The following is a 906-nucleotide window of genomic DNA, read 5'->3' on the forward strand; positions in this document are numbered from 1 at the left end:
TTCAATCTAATCATCTCTTTTTTGCATTTGCTTCGCTAACAATTCCTTCACTTGGTTATACGTTAAACCTGAATTTTTGTTTAAACGCTTTACTTCCTCGACATCAGTACCTACCACTGTATATTTTTTCTCATCACTCATATTTCCACTTCCTTTTTCACCAGATCATTTCTTATATTTCTTCCCTAAACTCTTACAAATTAACACAAATAAGCTGTACTAAATTAAATAGACTATGTTCAATAGCTAACGGAAGTTTAGTTGCATAAGAGGAATAGATAAAAAAATGTCGAATTTATTTATTTGTTGAAATTGAAGACATGGAGGATACATTTTGAAAACATATGAGTTTAAAAATAACATTCCAACATTGGAAGAGTACAAATATTTGTGTGATTCTGTTGGTTGGAGTAATTATATGAATTTTGAAGTGGCGGAAACTTCACTGAAGAATTCTATTCACTGCATAACGGTCAAAGATAATGAAAAAATTGTGGGCATGGGGAGAATTGTCGGCGATGGATCTATCTATTTCTATATTCAAGATATAGTGGTTCATCCAGATTATCAGAAACATGGTATTGGGAAAGAAATTATGCATCTTTTGGTTGCATATTTAAATGAGAATGCACCTGATAAGGCGTTTGTCGGTTTATTTGCATCACAAGGTAAAGAATCATTCTATGAAAAATATGATTTTAAAGATTACTCACCAAACATGACAGGGATGTTTACTGTCATTTCAAAAAAATAAACATAATAAATTTTTAATTGTAAGTCATCCATCAATATTAAAGAAATTGTTCTCGCAGTAACCTTTTCATTATTAAGCTAAAAGGATGCTTATCTTAAATAAGATTTTCCACAATCGGGCGTGAATATTAAATAAGAAAGGACAATACATAT

General features: G+C 30.5%; 2 protein-coding genes. One reads left to right on the forward strand and one right to left on the reverse strand.

Features of this window, described 5'->3' with window-relative positions:
- Nucleotides 1-6: 6 nt before the first annotated feature.
- A complete protein-coding gene (locus tag KI356_RS28445; RefSeq protein WP_274388413.1) occupies nt 7-141 on the reverse strand; it encodes a hypothetical protein in 135 nt (44 codons plus the stop codon).
- A gap of 193 nt (nt 142-334) precedes the next feature.
- Here KI356_RS28445 and KI356_RS27535 point away from each other — a divergent pair, with 193 nt between their 5' ends.
- Nucleotides 335-754 (forward strand): GNAT family N-acetyltransferase, encoded by a 420-nt coding sequence (locus KI356_RS27535; RefSeq protein WP_212937044.1) that lies wholly within the window; start codon nt 335-337, stop codon nt 752-754.
- The last annotated feature ends 152 nt before the right edge of the window (nt 755-906 follow it).

This window comes from Bacillus hominis (assembly GCF_018332515.1).
In the GTDB taxonomy this organism is placed as follows: domain Bacteria; phylum Bacillota; class Bacilli; order Bacillales; family Bacillaceae_G; genus Bacillus_A; species Bacillus_A hominis.